Annotated in this window: 16 protein-coding genes; 13 read left to right on the plus strand and 3 right to left on the minus strand. The window is 40.0% G+C overall.

Features of this window, described 5'->3' with window-relative positions; all coding sequences use genetic code 11:
• Positions 1 to 57: 57 nt before the first annotated feature.
• Together ACTQX6_RS07875 and ACTQX6_RS07880 are read right to left on the minus strand one after the other, a co-directional pair.
• On the minus strand, positions 58 to 678 hold the full coding sequence (locus tag ACTQX6_RS07875; protein ID WP_117446508.1) for a YggS family pyridoxal phosphate-dependent enzyme: 621 nt from the start codon (positions 676 to 678) through the stop codon (positions 58 to 60).
• A gap of 38 nt (positions 679 to 716) precedes the next feature.
• A complete protein-coding gene (locus ACTQX6_RS07880) occupies positions 717 to 1,259 on the minus strand; it encodes an SOS response-associated peptidase (protein WP_294689221.1) in 543 nt (180 codons plus the stop codon).
• 219 nt (positions 1,260 to 1,478) lie between these two features.
• Here ACTQX6_RS07880 and tmk point away from each other — a divergent pair, with 219 nt between their 5' ends.
• The 13 genes from tmk (at position 1,479) to purH (ending at position 15,490) form a co-directional block, all read left to right on the plus strand.
• A complete protein-coding gene (tmk, locus tag ACTQX6_RS07885; RefSeq protein ID WP_117446510.1) occupies positions 1,479 to 2,111 on the plus strand; it encodes a dTMP kinase in 633 nt (210 codons plus the stop codon).
• Positions 2,104 to 3,036, plus strand: a complete 933-nt coding sequence (locus ACTQX6_RS07890) for a hypothetical protein (protein ID WP_294689223.1) — start codon at positions 2,104 to 2,106, stop codon at positions 3,034 to 3,036. Before tmk ends, ACTQX6_RS07890 begins: the two co-directional genes overlap by 8 nt.
• The gene (ricT, locus tag ACTQX6_RS07895) at positions 3,033 to 3,902 is read left to right on the plus strand and encodes a regulatory iron-sulfur-containing complex subunit RicT (RefSeq protein ID WP_294689224.1); all 870 of its coding nucleotides are present in this window, start codon (positions 3,033 to 3,035) and stop codon (positions 3,900 to 3,902) included. Before ACTQX6_RS07890 ends, ricT begins: the two co-directional genes overlap by 4 nt.
• Complete coding sequence (rsmI, locus tag ACTQX6_RS07900; RefSeq protein ID WP_294689225.1) at positions 3,871 to 4,719, plus strand: 16S rRNA (cytidine(1402)-2'-O)-methyltransferase; 849 nt, start codon at positions 3,871 to 3,873, stop codon at positions 4,717 to 4,719. Before ricT ends, rsmI begins: the two co-directional genes overlap by 32 nt.
• 261 nt (positions 4,720 to 4,980) lie before the next feature.
• Positions 4,981 to 5,553, plus strand: a complete 573-nt coding sequence (locus ACTQX6_RS07905; protein WP_441657409.1) for a helix-turn-helix transcriptional regulator — start codon at positions 4,981 to 4,983, stop codon at positions 5,551 to 5,553.
• Between the two features lie 163 nt (positions 5,554 to 5,716).
• A complete protein-coding gene (locus ACTQX6_RS07910) occupies positions 5,717 to 5,854 on the plus strand; it encodes a hypothetical protein (RefSeq protein WP_181965621.1) in 138 nt (45 codons plus the stop codon).
• Positions 5,855 to 5,878: 24 nt separating this feature from the next.
• Positions 5,879 to 6,583 (plus strand): gamma-glutamyl-gamma-aminobutyrate hydrolase family protein, encoded by a 705-nt coding sequence (locus ACTQX6_RS07915; protein WP_294689228.1) that lies wholly within the window; start codon positions 5,879 to 5,881, stop codon positions 6,581 to 6,583.
• A gap of 190 nt (positions 6,584 to 6,773) precedes the next feature.
• Positions 6,774 to 7,262 carry a 5-(carboxyamino)imidazole ribonucleotide mutase gene (gene purE / locus ACTQX6_RS07920; protein ID WP_117446516.1) on the plus strand — a complete coding sequence of 163 codons (489 nt, stop codon included), beginning with the start codon at positions 6,774 to 6,776 and terminating at the stop codon, positions 7,260 to 7,262.
• An 8-nt stretch (positions 7,263 to 7,270) separates the two neighbouring features.
• A complete protein-coding gene (locus ACTQX6_RS07925; protein WP_441657410.1) occupies positions 7,271 to 10,963 on the plus strand; it encodes a phosphoribosylformylglycinamidine synthase in 3,693 nt (1,230 codons plus the stop codon).
• Positions 10,964 to 10,971: 8 nt separating this feature from the next.
• Positions 10,972 to 12,351 carry an amidophosphoribosyltransferase gene (gene purF / locus ACTQX6_RS07930; RefSeq protein ID WP_294689231.1) on the plus strand — a complete coding sequence of 460 codons (1,380 nt, stop codon included), beginning with the start codon at positions 10,972 to 10,974 and terminating at the stop codon, positions 12,349 to 12,351.
• Positions 12,352 to 12,354: 3 nt separating this feature from the next.
• Positions 12,355 to 13,386, plus strand: coding sequence for a phosphoribosylformylglycinamidine cyclo-ligase (purM, locus tag ACTQX6_RS07935; protein WP_022790193.1), 1,032 nt, complete (start codon positions 12,355 to 12,357; stop codon positions 13,384 to 13,386).
• The gene (gene purN, locus ACTQX6_RS07940) at positions 13,380 to 13,961 is read left to right on the plus strand and encodes a phosphoribosylglycinamide formyltransferase (RefSeq protein ID WP_117446520.1); all 582 of its coding nucleotides are present in this window, start codon (positions 13,380 to 13,382) and stop codon (positions 13,959 to 13,961) included. Before purM ends, purN begins: the two co-directional genes overlap by 7 nt.
• A complete protein-coding gene (gene purH / locus ACTQX6_RS07945; RefSeq protein WP_294689233.1) occupies positions 13,958 to 15,490 on the plus strand; it encodes a bifunctional phosphoribosylaminoimidazolecarboxamide formyltransferase/IMP cyclohydrolase in 1,533 nt (510 codons plus the stop codon). Before purN ends, purH begins: the two co-directional genes overlap by 4 nt.
• A gap of 88 nt (positions 15,491 to 15,578) precedes the next feature.
• Here purH and ACTQX6_RS07950 read toward each other — a convergent pair whose 3' ends face one another.
• Positions 15,579 to 16,379 (minus strand): ChbG/HpnK family deacetylase, encoded by an 801-nt coding sequence (locus ACTQX6_RS07950; RefSeq protein ID WP_294689235.1) that lies wholly within the window; start codon positions 16,377 to 16,379, stop codon positions 15,579 to 15,581.
• Positions 16,380 to 16,453: the final 74 nt, after the last annotated feature.

Genomic DNA, 16,453 nt, shown 5'->3' on the forward strand with positions numbered 1-16,453 from the left:
TCATCTTTTTTTTACAGAAAGCAATTTTCACACGAAGTCACATTTTTTAATAAAACGTTATTCAAACAAAGCCGTTCCGATTCGAACCATGTTGCTTCCATGCTCGATCGCAATTTTATAATCATGACTCATTCCCATAGACAATGTATCAATCTGTGGATAAATAGCTTTCATTTCTGTATAGAGAGAGTGCATAGCTTCAAACTCTTTGGCTACCAGATCCATATCTTCTGTATGGGTGGCCACACACATAAAGCCTTTTACCTGAATATGTTTTAAAGTGCTGATCTTTTCTAAGAAAGAAGCGGCTTCTTCATAGGCAAGTCCTGTTTTTAAAGGATCATTGGATATTTTGATCTGCACAAGAACTTTCTGAACCAGATCTTGTTTTGAGGCTTGTTTTTCAATCTCTAAGGCTAACTTTTCAGAGTCTAAAGATTCGATCATATCAACTTTTCCGATAATGTATTTGACTTTATTGGTCTGCAGATGGCCGATGATATGCCATGTGTAGGCAGGATCATACTTTTCAAGAAATTCCTGGACACGATTTTCACCAAATGTTGTAAGTCCGGTTTTAGCCATTTCATCGATCTGTTCTTTTGTTCTTTTTTTCGACACCGCAACAACCTGCAGATTTTTATAACTTTTAAGTTCTTCAATTAACTGTGTATTCATTGTACAACCTTCTTTCGAGTATCATTATAGTTCTTCATTTAGAAGAAAGATAGCTGTTTTTGTCTTTGCTTAGACTCTAGTAAAGGTGGAATGCTTTGAAGAATGGAAATCAGGGCAGAGGAATCCTGCAGCCAGGCACGACATAGTTTTTTATCTAAGATCAACGGCATGCGATTGTGTATAGAATTAACCGAAGGATTGGCTTTTGTCGTCAATATCACAAATTGATCGTTTTCATAAATTCCTGCCATATACAACATTTGATCAGCAAGATAAAACGAAGCCTTTTCTTTTAGTTTTGTCCATTCATAATAACAAGTACAGGGAACAATACAACGATTTTTATAGATCGTATTTCGAAAAGAAGGCTTTTCCAATATCGTTTCACTGCGAGCATTGATCAATAAAGATTGTTTTTGCCATCCAAACCGCATAATCTTTCCCTGTATTCTTTGATTGGATGTGATCCAGGTAAAGGCAGGATCGGTTGGTCGAATCAAACCTTTTGGAATCGAAGGAAGAAGCGATTGTTTTTGTAGGGTTTTGGCATCTTTTTCATCCACATAAAATTGTCCACACATCGTATCACCTTTTTGATTAAACCTAACAGGAATTCATGAAATTTTCAAGACAGGTGCAGTGTTATACAAGTATTCATGAACTATAAAAGAATCAAAATTGAAAAGATGAATAGGAATAGTTTGGCAATTAGGTAAAGTGATGTGATAAACTAAAGGAGATTCTGATCAAAAAGAGTCAGAATTAGAGAAAAGGAAGATTTACACTAGGTTGGTGACAATATGAAACAAGGTGTTTTTATTACATTGGAAGGAAATGACGGTGCCGGTAAAACGACGGTCTGTATGGGATTGAGAAAAGAATTAGAGGCAAGAGGGTACTCGGTTGTTTATACAAGAGAACCGGGAGGATCCAAGATTGCGGAGGAAATACGAAATATTCTTTTGAGCGATGAAAATGAGAATATGGATCCCAGAACGGAAGCGTTGTTGTTTGCCGCAAGTCGTCGTCAGCACCTGGTAGATATCGTACTTCCGGCATTACAGGAAAAAAAGATCGTGCTATGTGATCGGTTTGTTGACTCCAGCCTGGCTTATCAGGGATACGCAAGGGAAATAGGCATTCCGGAAATCTGGGATATCAATCAATTTGCGATTCATGATTGTATGCCTCAAAAAACCATCTTTTTAAAGGTGTCGATGGAAACCGGACAAAAACGAATGAATCAACGAGGAGAAAAAAATCGTCTGGATAATGAACAAAGTGATTTTCATAAAAAAGTGCGTCAAGGTTATGAAACATTGATTCAGATGTATCCAGATCGAATCTGTGTCATCGATGCAGAGCCGGAGCCTGAAGTAGTTCTTCAGTCCGCTTTACATGAGGTTTTGAAGGTGATTCAAAGCTATGAATAAGGAACAGTTAAAGAAAGAACAGCCGGTCGTATATCAAACCCTGTCAAACGCCTTAAAAAGAGATCATCTGGCCCATGCTTATCTATTTGTCGGACCTAAAGGTAGTCCTAAAAATGAGATGGCTGTGCTGTTGGCACAAAGCTTGGTTTGTCATCATACGGACAGCGATGGTTTTGCCTGCCAGGAATGTGATGTCTGCCAGCGTATTCAAAAAGAAGAAGCCATTGATTTTAAGTGGATACATGGTGATAAAAATCGAATCAAGAAAAAAGATATTTTAGATTTACAGTCTTTTTTTGAGGCTACCAGTGTGGAAATAGAAAATCGAAGGATCTATTTTTTAGAACAGCTTGATCAGGCAACACCGGATGCTTCCAATTCACTTTTAAAATTTTTGGAAGAACCTAGACCGGGAATTTTTGCGATCATCAGTGCCGATGAAAAATCAAATGTATTGCCAACGATTCAATCACGTTGTCAATGGATTCAGTTTCGACCGGCATCCAAGCAACACTTTATAACAATGTTGGAAGAAATGACGGATACTGAAAGTGCGAAAATGTTGGCACAGTTTGGTTATACGATGGAGCAGGCTAAGGAAATCCTTGCCTGGCCGGACTTTGATCTGATCAAAGATTCTGCTAAGAAATATACGATGAACTGGGATGATCTTTCTATGATTCTTTCCATGCAAAGAGAAGTGTTTGTCGCAAAGTCAGAACACATGCAGAAAGAAAAGATTCGATTTTGGTTGGAATGTGTACTGTATTATACAAAAGAAAACAAAAAGGGCATTCCATTATCCAAACAAATTCGTATTCAGGAAATCCTTATTGAAGGAATGGATATGCTTCGCCGCCCGATTGAACTCGCGTTATTTTTAGATAAACTGTATAATCAGATAAGAAAGGTTGTGATATCTTGAAAAACAACGAGACTCAAAACGAAAATCGTAAATATAAATATATTGTTTATATCCAGTTTGAAGAATCTAAAAAAGCCTATACTTTTGGCTCCGATATACCTTATAAAGAACAAGATATGGTCGTTGTAGAAACGGTTCGTGGAAAAGAGCCGGGAAAAGTTTGTTCTGATTCCATCCTTTTCGATGCCAAAAAAGTAAAAGGAGCCTTAAAACCGGTTTTGCGTTTAGCTACGGAATATGATCTGATTCAAAAGAGCGAAAATGATGAAAAGGCTAAAAAAGCGATGAAGATCTGTCATCAGTGCATCGAAAACCTGGAGTTGGATATGCATCTGATCAGTGGTGAATATACATTGGATCGTTCTAAAGTCATCTTTACTTATGTCAGTGATGATCGTGTAGATTTTCGTCAGTTGTTAAAAGATTTGGCTGGTCAGTTACACTGTCGCATTGAGCTTCGTCAGGTCGGACCTAGAAATAAAGCTAAAATGGTTGGTGGTTTGGGAAACTGTGGAATGGAAACTTGTTGTTCGCGATTCCTTACCGACTTTGAAGCAATTTCCATCAATATGGCTAAAAACCAGCTTTTGGCTTTAAATATTCAAAAGTTGAGTGGACAGTGCGGAAAGCTGATGTGCTGTCTGCGTTATGAAAATGATGAATATACGAAGCTGCGAGAAGGCTTGCCAAAGATTAATTCACAGATTACTTTTGAAGATACTCGTTATCGCATTACTTCGATGAATGTTCTTCAAAGACAGGCAAAGTTAGAAAATAAAGAAGAAGTTCGTTTTGTTTCTTTTGATGAGCTTTGGCCGGATAGGAAAAAGAAAAATGAAAAGGCAAAAAAGCTTCCAAAACAATAATTCAACTTTGTATTTAGTGCCAACACCGATTGGAAATCTGCAGGAAATGACACCAAGAGCATTAGATGTGCTAAAACAGGTGGATGTGATTGCGGCAGAAGATACTCGCAATACAAAAAAGCTTTGTATGGCATATCAGATTCAAAAGCCTCTGATTTCTCATCATGAACACAATCAAGCTACCAGCATTCCGGAAATTTTGAGTTTGTTAGAGCAGGGAAAACAGGTAGCTGTCGTCAGTGATGCGGGTTATCCGTTAGTTTCAGATCCGGGGCAGAGACTGGTAAAAGAAGCGATTGAAAACGATTTTAATGTAGTTTCTTTATCTGGTGCCAATGCGGCCACCAATGCTTTGGTAGCCAGTGGTTTATCGACAGAGCATTATTTGTTCTATGGTTTTCTTGACAATAAGAGCAGTCGCCGAAAGAAACAACTGGATGAACTCAAGGATTTTCCATATACGATGATTTTCTATGAAGCGCCTCATCGAATTGAGGATATGTTACAGGATTGTTTAGAAGTATTAGGCAATCGAAATATCGTCTTAGCGCGTGAGCTGACGAAAGTGTATGAGGAATATATACGAGGAACGATAGAAGAGGTTTTAGAAATCGTATCTTCTTTAAAAGGTGAAATGGTGGTCTTAATCGAAGGAAAGAGACAAGAAACAAAAATCTTTGATATGAAAGCGGCACTTAAACAAGTACAAGCTTTAGTGGATGAAGGAATGAAAACCAAAGAAGCTGTCAAACGGGTAGCACAGGAAATGAACGGTTCTAAAAATGAACTGTATGAAGCGTATCATAAACAATCTTGATCTTGCGAAAGCAGGATCTTTTTTTGTATAAGGGATGGAAAAATGCAATTTTTGAGGTCAAAATGGGGTGGAAAAATGCAAGAAGATTACAATTTTATTTCGAATTTATCAAAAATCCAATAAAATGAGCTGCATAACTCAATATTCTATACATGTATAAGGAAGAAATAATTAAAATCATTGAATAAAGGGATGTTAAAGAATCTTTGCGTGACAAATTGACATGATTTTACCATACTGTAATTGAAGGAAGGTGATCTTATGTCAAATCTTTCTCAAAATATCCGTAAATATAGAGAACAGAAATCTATGTCACAAGAAGAATTGGCGCAAAAGCTTTATGTGACAAGACAGACCATATCTAACTATGAAAACGGAAAAACAGAACCAGACTTAGATAGAATTGAAGAAATGGCTGTACTGTTTGATGTGGACGTTCAGGAACTTCTACAAACAAAAAATAAGTATCCATTCCCCAAAAAGAGATTCATTCTATTGATTTTATTAGCTGCTGTTTTGGTAATTTGGATGATTATTATATCTCATGACATAGATCAGATGAGAAAATATTATACGGTGCCATGGTCATTCTTAATTCTATGTCCGTTTGTGGCTTGTGTCTTATTATCCGGTATTGGTTATCTGATTGGTGATGTATTGACGGAAAGTCGGCTGTTGAAACGGGTATCAATGCCTTTATGGGTACATCAAGTGTTTTTGATCTTAACAAGTTTGATCTGTATAGGACTGATTATTTCTATATTGATGTATAGTTTTTACCATGTGTTTTATATCGAACTTCAAATACAAAATACAAATCAATGGATATCGTAGGGGTTTGCGTTTTGGAATCAGGTGCGCGCAAATATCATGGTGATGTTTAGTTTTCATCCTTTATTATATGGCATTTTTCCGATATTGGGATTCATATGTTCCTACAGCAAGAAAGTTGTTTCTAAAAAAAGAAATAAGTTGTTCTGTAGAGCGTTTATATTTTATGAAATCTGAATATCTTGTGGAAAAGGTAGAAGTTATGATTCCTAAATATGTTATCAGCATGGATACCATGGATTTTTCAAGAAATGGAATCCATCATATGAATCTACTGGATTTTTTACAGGGAAAACCTGTATAATCGTTTTCGAAATGAGGGATGAAAATGAAAAAGATAGGAATCACAACGTCACAGATTATTATGATGGATCCATCTTTATGTGGATATAAAAAAATGAATGTGACCACAACGTATGTACATGCTGTACAAAAGGCAGGCGGACTTCCTGTCATTATGCCATGTATTTGTTCGGAAGAAGAAATGAAACAATATATCGAGTTATGCGATGGCTTTGTCTTGATCGGTGGTATGGATATTGCTCCGATTTTATACGGTGAAATGCCGCATGCCAAGTGTGGTGCTTATGATTATGATGTTGATGTATCTCAGTTGGCTTTTACTAAGCTGGTAATTGAATCAAAAAAACCGACACTGGCGATTTGTCGAGGAATGCAGCTGGTTAATATTGCTCTGGGAGGTACTTTAATTCAGGATATTCCTTCTTTAAGTGATGCAATCAACCATGCCTTTGATTATGATGGCAATATCGTTCATACCGCATCACTGGATAGGGACGGTGGCTTATATAGACTGTTACAAACTGATACGATCGCAATCAACAGCCTACATCATCAGGCTGTGGGTAAATTAGGTCAAGGTTTACATGTAGATGCCAAAGCACCGGATGGAATCATTGAAGCTATCAGCTTACCAGAGCAGCCACTATTAGGTGTACAGTGGCATCCGGAAATGATGGTGGATACTGATCCTTTGATGGCAAAGCTGTTTCGCTGGGTCACTGAACACTAAAATGTGCAAATCTTCTTCAAAATAGTCATTGTATTGTAAAGAACCTTCATGTAAAATAACGTTGCAGGAAGTTTGTTTTTTGGAGGTCTTACTTATGGTCTTAAGAAGATTTACAAAACTGAAGAACATGGACTGTTTTAAGCGTGCCTAAAAAAGGTGCGCTTTTTTTGATGAAAGAGAGGACAAGAAAATGGACACAAAAAGAGTTTTGATCGTGATGGGATCACGCAGTGATCTGCCAAGCATGGAAGGCTGTATGAAACAGTTGGATGATTTTGGGGTAAGCTATACAGTACGCGTGTTGAGTGCGCATCGTACACCGAATGCCGTGATCGAATTAAGTGAACAGGCGGTAGAAAATGGAGTACAGGTGATTATTGCGGCAGCCGGAGGTGCAGCTCATTTGGCAGGTGTATTGGCAAGTTCTACGCCGTTACCGGTGATCGGTATTCCGATTCAAACCAGTGCTTTAGGCGGTATGGACTCTTTGTTGTCCACAGTACAGATGCCTCAGGGAGTACCGGTGGCGACCGTTGCCATTGGGAAAGCCGGTGCTCGCAATGCGGCCATCCTTGCATGTCAGATGATGGGCTTAGCCGATAAAGATCTTCAACAGAAGATCGTGGATTTCAAAAAAGCGCAGGCTGAAAAAGTATTGGCCGATTCTGTCGTAGAGTAGGAGGACGCATGAATACACGAATTTTTGTACGAAAGAAGGAACAGTTTCAGGTTGAAAGTGAATCGCTTTGCCATGAATTAAAGACTTCTTTAGGATTAAACGATGATTTTAGTTTGGAACAATACAATATTTATGACATTTTTGAAGCGGATGAAAATGATATTGCTCTTTTAAAGAAAAATGTCTGCAGTGAAGTAGTCACCGATGAAGTGTTGGATACTGTTGATCTGGAAGGAAAGACGTATTTGGCTTATGAATATCTTCCGGGACAATACGATCAAAGAGCTGATAGTGCCATGCAGTGTTTGATGTTGCTCAACAATAAACAAAGCGTGCGTATTCATTCGGGAACATTACTGGTATTCTCTGGAACGATAGATGAAGCACAGTTGGAAAAGATTACGCAGTATATCGTGAACCCGGTTGAAGCTCGTGTTAAAGATCTTTCTGTTTTAGAAGATGATCAGGATGTAGAAGTCGCAGAAGTACCGGTATTGGAAGGGTTTATTACATTATCTAAGGAAGAGTTAGAAGCCCTTCGTCAAAAAGAAGGTTTGGCGATGAGCTTTGATGATATCGAACATGTGCAAAACTACTTCCGAGATGAAGAAAAACGTGACTGTACGATGACCGAATTAAAAGTGTTGGATACGTATTGGTCGGATCATTGTCGTCATACGACCTTTGAAACAGTGTTGGATTCTGTCGATTTTAAATTGTCGACTTTAAAAGAACAGATTCAAGCTTCTTATGAACGATATTTAAAGCTGCGTGAAAAGGTGCATGGCAATAAAAAAGAACAAACTTTGATGGATATGGCCACGATTGCCGGTAAATATCTTCGCAAGGAAGGCAAGCTGGATGATCTGGAAGTCAGTGACGAAATCAATGCCTGCTCGGTTGAAATCAAGGTTGATGTCAACGGACAGGACGAAGACTGGCTGTTGATGTTTAAAAACGAAACACACAATCATCCTACAGAAATTGAACCATTTGGTGGGGCTTCTACCTGCATCGGTGGTGCCATTCGAGATCCATTGTCGGGTCGAAGCTATGTATATCAGGCTATGCGTATTACCGGTGCCGGAGATATTACCAAACCGATCGAAGAAACGATGGAGCATAAGCTTCCGCAGTCCAAAATTTCAAAAACGGCGGCTCATGGCTACTCCAGCTACGGAAACCAGATTGGACTGGCCACCACATTTGTCGAAGAAGTCTTTGATGAAGGCTATGTCGCCAAACGTATGGAAGTCGGCGCCGTTGTCGGTGCAGCTCCGAAAAGCCATGTGAAACGAGAAAAACCACTGCCTGGCGATATCATCGTGTTGATCGGTGGCGCAACAGGTCGTGATGGAATCGGCGGTGCTACCGGATCCAGTAAAGAACATAATGAAACATCCTTGGAAAAATGCAGCAGTGAAGTGCAAAAGGGAAATGCCTTGATCGAACGTAAGCTGCAGCGTTTATTCAGAAATCCAAATTGTACAAGACTGATCAAAAAGGCCAATGACTTTGGGGCCGGTGGTGTCAGTGTGGCTGTGGGTGAATTAGCCGATGGTCTGGATATCAATTTGGATGCGGTACCTGTTAAATATCAGGGCTTAGATGGAACGGAACTGGCGATCAGTGAATCACAGGAGCGTATGGCTTGTTGTATTGCGGCCAGTGATTTTGAAGCCTTCCAAAAAGAAGCCGAAAAAGAAAATCTGGAAGCCATCAAAGTGGCCGATGTTACGGATACCAATCGTCTGGTGATGCATTTTAGAGGCAAAACTATTGTCGATATGTCCAGAGCTTTCTTAGATACCAACGGTGTTCGCCAACATCAAAACGTAGAAGTTGTGGAAAGTACCTATGATGAAAAACCATTTGCACCAACACATTCTAACTTGATCGATACGCTGCAGGATCCCAATGTGGCCTGCCAGATCGGTTTAAGTGAAATGTTTGATGCCTCGATCGGAAAATCAACCGTTCTGATGCCATTTGGTGGTTTTTATCAGCTGACACCGGAAGAAGGAAGCGTACAGAAACTGCCGGTCTTTGGCATGACGCATACTTGTTCTTTGATGACTTATGGCTATGATCCAAAATTAAGCAAATATTCACCATACTTAGGAGCAAGCTATTCTGTTGTGGAAGCTTTGGCTCGCATGACCGCTTTGGGTGCCGATTATAAAACGTGTCGTTTATCCAATCAGGAATACTTTGAACATTTAGGAAAGGATCCTGAAAAATGGGGCAATCCAATGCAGGCTTTACTGGGATTGATCGATGCCCAGCTTGCTTTTGAAACACCAAGTATCGGTGGTAAGGACAGTATGTCCGGTACCTATAAAGATATTCACGTACCGCCGACATTGATCACCTTTGCGGTTACGACCGAAAAAACAGAAAATATTATTTCAGCCAGCTTTAAAAAGCCGGGTAACTATGTCTATTTGATCAAACATGATCCAAAAGAAGACCATACACCAAATTATGAACAGTTAAAGGATAACTTTGAAGCAGTTCGTAAAAGGATGCGGGAAGGTAAGATCGTTGCGGCCAGTGCCGTTAAATTTGGTGGTATCGGTTATGCGATTGCCAAGATGGCTTTTGGAAATAAACTCGGTGTTGCCATTGAAAGCAATGAAGATCTGTACGGCTTTAACATCGGATCGTTGATTGTAGAAACAACCGAAACGATTCAGGATCTACACTTTACTTTATTGGGAATTACCAATGAAGAAAAACGCATTGTGTTAAATGGCGAAAGTGTAACAATCGATGAGGCTCTAGAAGCTTGGATGAAGCGTTATAACGAAGTGTATCCGGTTCGTGTCGATTTAGGAAAAGAAGTATTGGATACACCACTCACCGAAGCAAAAGTACCACAATCTAAAGTGGTTGTAGAAAAACCGGTCGTGGTTATTCCGATTTTCCCGGGACAGAACTGTGAATACGATACAACACAGAAATTTGAAAGAGCTGGAGCCGAGGTTCATCAAGTCGTCATCAATAATCTTACGGTAGAAAACCTGCAAAGAAGTATTGATACGCTGGCGGATGAAATTTCCAAGGCGCAGATCTTAATAATCGTCGGTGGATTCTCCAGTGGAGATGAGCCGGATGGTTCGGGTAAATTTATTGCCAATGCCTTACGTAATCCAAAGATCTGGCAAGCCATTTGTACGATGCGAGAAAACGATGGATTGATTCTGGGAATCTGTAACGGATTCCAGGCTTTGATCAAAGCAGGTCTGCTTCCATACGGAGATATTGAAAAACTGGATGCCTCGAATCCAACCTTGTTTAGAAATAATATCAACCGTCACGTTTCCCATATCGCCAGAACGCGTATCACTTCAAATAAATCACCGTGGTTAGCTTCTATGAAACCGGGTGAAATTCACAGCGTGGCCATGAGTCATGGCGAAGGAAAGTTTGTGGCTTCTGCCGATGTGATCGAAAAACTGGTACAGAATGGTCAGGTGGCTACGCAATATGTCAATGAAAAAGGGCAGCCGACCATGGATGGTTTAGATAATATCAATGGTTCTACGATGGCTATTGAGGGCATCTTGAGTGAAGATGGAAAGATCTTTGGTAAGATGGGGCATAGCGAACGTTATGAACCGGGTCTGTTCCAAAATATTGCGGGAAACAAAGACCAGAATATATTTGAAAACGGTGTGCGTTACTTTACGCATAAATAGGATTGTCTATGAAACAGACAAATGTGATTCAAGATTCTTCGGGAATCTTAGGGATCTTTGGCAGTGAGAATGCGGCCAACAGTGCGTATTATGGTCTTCATGCGATGCAGCATCGAGGGCAGGATGGTGTCGGCATTGCGGTATCTAATGGAGAAACCGTTTCCTGTATCAAGGGATTAGGGCTGTTATCGGAAACGATATCCAGCGCTTCCCTACAGGATTTAAAAGGTTCGATTGCCATAGGACAGGTTCGTATGGCGACAACCGGCGATTCTCAGCTGGAAAATGTGCAGCCGATCATGGTTCGAGCCCATCAGGGACATTTTGCGATCGTCACCAGTGGCATGATCACCAATGCGATCACACTAAGAAATCAGCTGGAGGAAGAAGGATTGATCTTTCAGGGAACCAGTGATGCGGAACTGATCGCCCATTTGATTCAGATTCATCCGGGTAAATTTGTCGATAAGATTCGCGGTGTAGTGCAGATGATCGAAGGGGCGTATAACTTTATGATTGCCACAAGGGATTCTTTGTACGTGATGCGAGATCCCTATGGCATTCATCCCTTAAGTATGGGAAAAAGCGAACAAAGCATGATTTTCAGCAGTGAAACCTGTTCCTTTGGTATCTTAGGCGCTCATTTTGAACGGGAAGTCAATCCCGGCGAACTGCTCTGTCTTTGTCCGGATAAAGTGGAATCCATACAACTGGTTCCAGCCCACAAGGAAACAACATGTGCCATGGAGTATGTGTATTTCTCTCGTCCTGACAGTATTGTCAATACACAGACGGTACATGAAGTGCGTACCCGTTGTGGAGAAGCCTTGGCAAGACAGGAGGATGTACAGGCAGATATGGTTATCGGTGTACCGGATACCGCTACCTCGGCAGCTGTAGCCTATGCACGTGTATCAAAGATGCCGTATGAGATTGGCCTGATGAAAAACCGGTATATCGGTTCGACCTTCATTCGACCGACCAAGCAGCAGCGTCAGGAAGGAATGCGCGTTCGTTTAAATGCGATTTCTTCGGTCTTGAAAGGAAAACGTGTGATCCTGGTCGATGACAGTATCGTCAAAGGATCAACGGCCAAGCGCCTTTCGGTATTGTTGAAGGAGGCGGGGGCCAAAGAAGTGCATTTGCGTATCGCATCCCCTAAGATCAGTTATCCCTGCCTGTATGGAACAGAACGTACAAGACAGGAAGAACTGGCGGCCTATAATTATACCGAAGAAGAAATGTGTGCTTTGTTTCAGGTGGAATCCATTCGATTTTTAAGTTTAGAAGACTTTAAAAAGTGTATTCCCGATACAAGCTGTTTAGCTTGTTTTAACGGAAATTATTCCGCAAAGCTTTGCGATTATAAAAAAGAGATAAAGGAGTAATGTATGGCAGAACAATATAAAGAAGCGGGTGTCAATTTAGAGGCCGGATACGAAAGTGTTCGTCGTATCCAATCTCATGTAGCCCGTACCAAAGTCAAAGGCGCCATTGATTCATTGGGTGCTTTTGGCGGTATGTTTGATTTGAGTGTTTACAATTTAAAAGAACCGGTACTGGTATCTGGTACTGATGGCGTTGGTACAAAACTGATGTTGGCATTTGAAATGGATAAGCACGATACGATCGGAATCGATGCGGTAGCCATGTGTGTTAATGATGTGTTGGTGCAGGGAGCCAAACCTATCTATTTCTTAGACTATATTGCGGTCGGACAAAATAAGCCCGAAGTCATTGAGCAGATTGTTAAGGGTGTGGCCGATGGCTGTGTACAGTCTGCTTGTGCTTTGATTGGTGGCGAAACCGCAGAAATGCCAGATATGTACGATGTAGATCACTATGATTTGGCCGGTTTCTGTGTCGGGGTTGTCGATAAAAGTAAACTAAAAGATTCCCGGAATTTAAAAGTGGGCGATGTATTGATCGGCTTGCCAAGTACTGGTGTACATTCCAACGGATTCTCTTTGGTGCGTAAGGTCTTGTTCAAGGATAATCATCTGGATGCACATGCGACTTATGAGGAATTGGATGGTCAGGTGTTAGGCGATGTACTTTTGACACCGACAAAGATCTATGTCAAAGCTGTATCCTCTCTATTTGATCAGGTGGATATTCATGCGATGAGTCATATTACCGGCGGTGGTTTCTATGAAAATGTACCGAGAATGTTAAAAGAGGGAATGGGTGTTCGTATTGATACCAAGGCTTTCCCACGACCTAAGATCTTTGATTTCATCCAGCAAAAAGGAAAAATCGAAAATCAGGAAATGTACAATGTCTTTAATATGGGTATTGGTTTTGTGATGGCAGTCGATCCAAAAGATGTACAAAAGGTGCAGGATGCCCTGCAGGCCATTGGTGAAACCAGCTATGTGATCGGCGAAGTCACGGACAGTGGCGAGGTTGATGTACAATGGTAAACATTGCGGTTTTTGCCAGTGGATCGGGAACGAATTTTGAAACCATTCTTCAACATATCGAGGATGGTTCGCTTCCGGTACAATGCCAATGTCTGATTGTGGATAAAGAACAGGCATATGCTCGTACACGTGCCCAACAACATCAGATCGAGGACTACTATTTTAATCCGAAAAGCTATCCAAACAAAGAAGCGTATGAAAAGGATATTCTAAAAGTACTAAAAGATAAAAATGTGGATTTGATCGTATTAAGCGGTTATATGCGCTTTATCGGCAAGGTACTTTTAGAAGCCTATCCGAAAGCAATCATCAATCTGCATCCGGCCTATTTACCAGAATTTCCAGGGGCTCACAGCATTCAGGATGCCTTTGAGGCCGGTGTATCTCAAACCGGTGTTACGGTGCATTATGTAGATGAAGGTGTCGATACTGGGCCGATCATTCGCCAGGAGCGTGTACCGATCGATCCAAACTGGAACCTGGAAACATTGGAAGAGCATGTACATGCCATGGAATATGACTTGTTCTGGCAGGTCATCAAAAGTGTTGCCGAAGAAATGGAGGGAAAGAAATGAAAAGAGCATTGGTCAGCGTGTCTGATAAGACAGGCTTAGTAGAATTTGTAAAAGGATTAGTGGATTGTGGTTATGAGATCATCTCGACCGGAGGAACCAAAAAAGCATTGGAAGAAGCAGGATTAAATCCAATCGGTATCAGTGATGTAACCGGTTTTCCGGAAATTATGGATGGACGTGTAAAAACATTGCATCCAAAAGTGCATGGAGCTTTACTTTGTGTACGCGATAATTCCGAACACGTCAAACAGTTACAGGAATTAGGCATCGAATATATCGATCTTGTTTGTGTAAACTTATATCCATTTAAAGAAACCGTACAAAAGAAAGGTGTAACCCACGAAGAAATCATCGAAAACATTGATATCGGTGGGCCAAGCATGTTACGAAGCGCTTCTAAAAATTATAAGAGCATCACGGTTGTCTGTGATCCAAAAGATTATGATAAAGTCTTAAAAGAAATTCAGGAAAATGGAGATACATGTCCGGTAACTCGTGAATTTTTGGCAGCTAAAGTGTTCCGTCACACGGCTCGTTATGATGCGATGATTGCCGATTATCTGACCAAGAAAACCGGCGAGGAATTCCCGGAAAGTTTAACCATTACTTTTGATAAGGTACAGGATCTTCGCTATGGAGAAAACCCACATCAGAAAGCGGCTTTCTATAAAGGTATGAATCCGCAGTACTCTTTGGCCAATGCGACACAGCTTCATGGTAAAGAACTTTCCTACAACAATATTCAGGATGGCAATGCGGCTATTGAAATCTTAAAGGATTTTGAAGGTCAGTGTGCTGCGGTTGGCTTAAAACACATGAATCCATGTGGTGTAGGCATCGGTGAAAATATCGAAGCGGCCTGGGATAAAGCATATGAAGCCGATTCTGTCAGCATCTTCGGTGGTATTGTTGCGTTAAATGATACGGTAGAAAAAGGTTTGGCGGAAAAATTATCCAAGATCTTTTTGGAGATCATCATCGCACCGGACTTTACACCGGAAGCCTTGGAAATCTTAACGCGTAAAAAGAATATTCGTTTAATGAAGCTGGATACGAGATTGTCTGTGAATACGTCTTTGAAATATACGAATGTCAACGATGGCTTGCTGGTACAGGAAATGGATATGCATCAGATCAAGGGAGAAGATCTGCGTTGTGTGACAAACCGAAAACCAACACCGGAAGAAATTAAGCAGTTGTTGTTTGGATGGAAAGTTGTCAAGCATGTGAAGTCGAATGCGATCGTATTGGTTAAAGATGATATGACGATTGGTGTCGGTGCTGGCCAGATGAATCGTGTCGGTTCTGCCAAAATTGCGATCGAAGAAGCCGGAGAAAAAGCCAAAGGTTCGGTTATGGCCAGCGATGCGTTCTTCCCGATGCCGGATACAGTCGAAGAAGCCATCAAAGCCGGTGTAACAGCAATCATTCAGCCAGGTGGATCCATTCGTGATCAGGACAGCATTGATGTCTGCAACGAACATGGCATTGCGATGGTCTATACCGGAATCCGTCATTTTAAGCACTAGTAAAATACTAAAAAATGGGGCAATGTATTGCATTAAAATAGGAGGCGGCTATTTGATGTAATACATGCCCCTTTTACTAGTACAATGGTCAGAGTTGAAAAAAGCTTGTTTGCTCTAACTCTTTAATTAAAGAAAAATTGTCTTTGATTAAGATTCCATTTGTAAAATTATCAATTAGTTTTTGTCTTTTCCAGATTGGATGAATATATAATTCTAGGATTTTTAAATCCTGGATTTCGTCTTTTCGTTTCATATATCTTTGGATACTTGATGAATAAGAAGTTGATTTCATTCCTAGTGATGAGATTTCAGCTTTTAGCCATTCCTCATAGATTTTATTATATAAATCATTGTTAGAAAAACTATCAAAAACGGTTCTTATTGATTTGAATTTATACTTTAATAGTAGCGGTTTTAGTGCAAGCCAAACAGGTAGGTCCATTAAAATATTAGAGTGTGAATCAATATGATTAGGTTCAAAGCCATAATCAATAAATTTTTTGATTTGTGCTTCTAGCTCTTCGCGTACTGCTTCAATTTCCATTTTGAATTCCAGATTAGTGTATTCTTCAAAGTAAGTTTTTAAAGGAGAAATTCCATATGAACTTTTGTTCATATAAGCAGGATAATAGTTTAATTTGTCTTTGTTTACATATTTCTTAAGATTTTTAATTTTTTCTGTAAGTGGCATTTCTTCAGACAAGTTTAGATGTAGTCCAACAAGATGATTAAATTTATTTTTAAAAGATAAATTTGCTCCTTCATCAGAGAACTTGGAGTTTACTACAAAAGTCGTTTGAGTACAATATCCCATTTTTAAGGCTTTAGTAATTCCTAGATTTGATTCGTGTGTTAAGCCTAAATCATCAGCATTAATAATTAGTTTCATTAAATTTCCTCCTAATATATTCATATTTTATATAGCCTAGAAAAATATATAGTTTCATATTATTTTTGGAAATT

The sequence above is a fragment of the Faecalicoccus sp. LCP19S3_E2 genome (assembly GCF_052121255.1).
GTDB lineage: Bacteria > Bacillota_I > Bacilli_A > Erysipelotrichales > Erysipelotrichaceae > Faecalicoccus.

Bases quoted from the DNA above. Each gene is read 5' to 3' on its own strand.
- purM (WP_022790193.1), top strand. From the start codon at position 12,355: ATGGCAGAACAATATAAAGAAGCGGGTGTCAATTTAGAGGCCGGATAC.
- purE (WP_117446516.1), top strand. From the start codon at position 6,774: ATGGACACAAAAAGAGTTTTGATCGTGATGGGATCACGCAGTGATCTG.
- ACTQX6_RS07910 (WP_181965621.1), top strand. From the start codon at position 5,717: ATGAAATCTGAATATCTTGTGGAAAAGGTAGAAGTTATGATTCCTAAA.
- ACTQX6_RS07950 (WP_294689235.1), bottom strand. From the start codon at position 16,379: ATGAAACTAATTATTAATGCTGATGATTTAGGCTTAACACACGAATCA.
- ACTQX6_RS07915 (WP_294689228.1), top strand. From the start codon at position 5,879: ATGAAAAAGATAGGAATCACAACGTCACAGATTATTATGATGGATCCA.
- purH (WP_294689233.1), top strand. From the start codon at position 13,958: ATGAAAAGAGCATTGGTCAGCGTGTCTGATAAGACAGGCTTAGTAGAA.
- ACTQX6_RS07880 (WP_294689221.1), bottom strand. From the start codon at position 1,259: ATGTGTGGACAATTTTATGTGGATGAAAAAGATGCCAAAACCCTACAA.
- tmk (WP_117446510.1), top strand. From the start codon at position 1,479: ATGAAACAAGGTGTTTTTATTACATTGGAAGGAAATGACGGTGCCGGT.
- ACTQX6_RS07875 (WP_117446508.1), bottom strand. From the start codon at position 678: ATGAATACACAGTTAATTGAAGAACTTAAAAGTTATAAAAATCTGCAG.
- ACTQX6_RS07925 (WP_441657410.1), top strand. From the start codon at position 7,271: ATGAATACACGAATTTTTGTACGAAAGAAGGAACAGTTTCAGGTTGAA.
- ACTQX6_RS07905 (WP_441657409.1), top strand. From the start codon at position 4,981: ATGTCAAATCTTTCTCAAAATATCCGTAAATATAGAGAACAGAAATCT.
- ACTQX6_RS07890 (WP_294689223.1), top strand. From the start codon at position 2,104: ATGAATAAGGAACAGTTAAAGAAAGAACAGCCGGTCGTATATCAAACC.
- purN (WP_117446520.1), top strand. From the start codon at position 13,380: ATGGTAAACATTGCGGTTTTTGCCAGTGGATCGGGAACGAATTTTGAA.
- purF (WP_294689231.1), top strand. From the start codon at position 10,972: ATGAAACAGACAAATGTGATTCAAGATTCTTCGGGAATCTTAGGGATC.
- rsmI (WP_294689225.1), top strand. From the start codon at position 3,871: ATGAAAAGGCAAAAAAGCTTCCAAAACAATAATTCAACTTTGTATTTA.